Consider the following 2,504-nt stretch of genomic DNA (forward strand, 5'->3'; position numbering starts at 1 on the left):
GTACGCATCCGGCGGGCGCCGTCTTGTCTGACACGCTGTAATTCGCCAAGCGTGTGGCCTTAAGTCTAGCTTTAAGGTCATCAGGCGATGCGGGTCGAGGTTTTGGGCGGGCTAGAGCGTCGGCGGCGCTGGTCGCAGGATGACAAGGCACGGATTGTCGAGGAGACGTTGGCGCCGGGCGCAAAGGTGACTGCGGTTGCGCGTCGCAACGGAGTGGCGGCCAGCCTGGTGTTTACCTGGCGTCGACAAGCGCGGACATCCGAGCAGGTCGTACCATCTTTTGCGCCGGTGCAGATCGCCGCGACGGAAGCGGAGGAAACTCCGAAGCTTTTACCTGCGGGTGATAGCCGAGGGCGGTCTGTGGTGGCCGCGCGTATTGGATTGATCGAGATCGACCTTGGGAACCGGCGACGCATCCGAGTGGACGCGCACGTCGATCCGGAAGCGCTGGCGCGGGTCCTCGAGGTGCTTGAGCGCCGATGATTGCCATACCGGGTAATGTGCGGGTGTGGCTTGCGACCGGTCACACCGATATGCGCCGCGGCTTTCCAAGCCTTGCGCGGTTGGTCCAGGAGAGCTTGAAGCGTGATCCGCACGCTGGTGATCTCTACGTTTTTAGGGGCCGCCGCGGCGACCTGATCAAAATTATTTGGCATGATGGCCAGGGCGCGTGTCTGTTCACGAAGCGGCTGGAGCGCGGCCGCTTTTTGTGGCCATCACTGGCAGACGGCGTTGTGACGATCAGCGTTGCGCAGCTCTCCTATCTCCTGTCCGGCATCGACTGGCGGATGCCGCAGGCAACCTGGCGTCCCCAGGCTTCCGGTTAAATCGAGCGGGATTTTTTGCAACGAATATGGTTGATTCGTCCTCGTGACGACGCCTTCCGATCAGCTTCCCGCCGACCTTGCCGCAGCACACGCGATGATCCTTGCGCAGCGCGAGCAGTTGACGCTGGCGAAGAGCGAGGTGACCGTCGGCCGGCTGGAGATCGAGCGACTGAAGCTGATGCTGGCCAAGGCACGGCGTGAACAGTTCGGGCAATCTTCTGAGCGCGGCAAGCTGCTGGTCGAGCAGCTCGAACTCGCCATCGAGGATCTTGAAGAGACCCAGGCGGAGCAGGAAACCAAAGCCGAGATCGCAACGCCGGAAGCTACCAAACAGCGCGTACAACCCCCTCGAGCGTCCCGACGACCGCTGCCAGATAATCTGCCGATCGAACGTATCGTCGAACCCGCGCCTTGCGCGTGTGGCAAGTGCGGCAGTGAACGGTTGCACAAGCTCGGCGAGGTGGTGTCAAAGACACTGGAATGCGAGCCGCGGCGCTGGAAAATTATCGAGCATGTCCGCGAAAAGTTCTCCTGCCGAGATTGCGAGGCGATCACAGAGGCGCCGGCGCCCTCCCATCCGATCCCGCGAGGCTTTGCCGGGCCGAGCCTGCTGGCGATGGTGCTGGTCAACAAGTTCCTGCTGCATCAGCCGCTGAACCGGCAGAGCAAGACTTATGCTCGTGAGGGGATCGAGATCGACGTCTCGACCCTGGCGGATCGGGTCGGCGCCTGCGTGGTAGCACTCGATCCCATTATTGAGGCCATCGGGATCCACGTCATGAGCGCGGAACGCATCCACGCCGACGATACGACGGTGCCGGTACTGGCCAAGCTTAAGACGGTGACCGGCCGGATCTGGACCTATGTTCGCGATGATCGGCCGTTTGGCGGCACGGACCCTCCGGCAGCTCTGTTCTACTACTCACGCAACCGGGCTGGAGAGCATCCGCAAACCCATCTTGCCGGCTACGTCGGCCTGATGCAGGCCGATGCCTTTGATGGATATAACCAGCTCTACAAGGCCCAAAGGAAGCCGGCTCCGATCCTTGAAGCGGCCTGCTGGAGCCATGGCCGCCGAAAGTTCTTCGATCTGGCGAAATCTGGAGAGGCGCCGATTGCCGGCGAGGCCGTGCGACGCATCGATATCCTGTTCGAGATCGAGCGCACCATCAACGGCAAAACGCCGGAACAGCGACTTGCGGTGCGTCGTGAGAAGTCCACGCCGATCGTTGCTGATCTCGAGATCTGGATGCGCAGGCAGCGGACCTTGCTCTCCTCAGGCAATGATACCGCAAAGGCGATCAACTACCTGCTCAACCGCTGGGCGGCGTTCACCCGCTTCCTGGACGATGGCCGTGTCTGCATCTCGAACAACGCTGCCGAACGAGCGTTACGCGGTGTGGCTGTCGGAAGACGAAATTGGACCTTCGCCGGTTCAGATGCTGGCGGCAATCGTGCCGCCGCTGTCTATACCCTGATCGAAACCTGCAAGATGAACGACGTTGATCCGCAAGCCTGGCTCGCTGACGTGCTGGCCAGGCTTCCGGATTACCCTATCAATAGAGTCGCCGACCTGCTCCCGTGGAATTGGAAGGCGACCCGACACTCCAAAGCGGCGGCCGCCTGAGCGCCACGGCTGACCGGCGCGCCTGCCCGGGGTGCTGGCCGGATGCGTAC

The 2,504-nt window shown here is 62.1% G+C and carries 3 protein-coding genes; all 3 read left to right on the forward strand.

Annotation, left to right across the window (positions count from 1 at the left end):
- Positions 1-87: 87 nt before the first annotated feature.
- The 3 genes from tnpA (at position 88) to tnpC (ending at position 2,454) form a co-directional block, all read left to right on the forward strand.
- Entirely contained in the window at positions 88-483 is a 396-nt protein-coding gene (tnpA, locus tag CK489_RS00005) for an IS66-like element accessory protein TnpA (RefSeq protein ID WP_095730859.1), read from the forward strand.
- Positions 480-827 carry an IS66 family insertion sequence element accessory protein TnpB gene (gene tnpB, locus CK489_RS00010; RefSeq protein WP_028344503.1) on the forward strand — a complete coding sequence of 116 codons (348 nt, stop codon included), beginning with the start codon at positions 480-482 and terminating at the stop codon, positions 825-827. The genes tnpA and tnpB overlap by 4 nt, the downstream gene beginning before the upstream one ends.
- 94 nt (positions 828-921) lie before the next feature.
- Positions 922-2,454 carry an IS66 family transposase gene (tnpC, locus tag CK489_RS00015; protein WP_143278058.1) on the forward strand — a complete coding sequence of 511 codons (1,533 nt, stop codon included), beginning with the start codon at positions 922-924 and terminating at the stop codon, positions 2,452-2,454.
- Positions 2,455-2,504: the final 50 nt, after the last annotated feature.

The sequence above is a fragment of the Bradyrhizobium sp. UFLA03-84 genome (assembly GCF_002289535.1).
Lineage (GTDB): Bacteria > Pseudomonadota > Alphaproteobacteria > Rhizobiales > Xanthobacteraceae > Bradyrhizobium > Bradyrhizobium viridifuturi.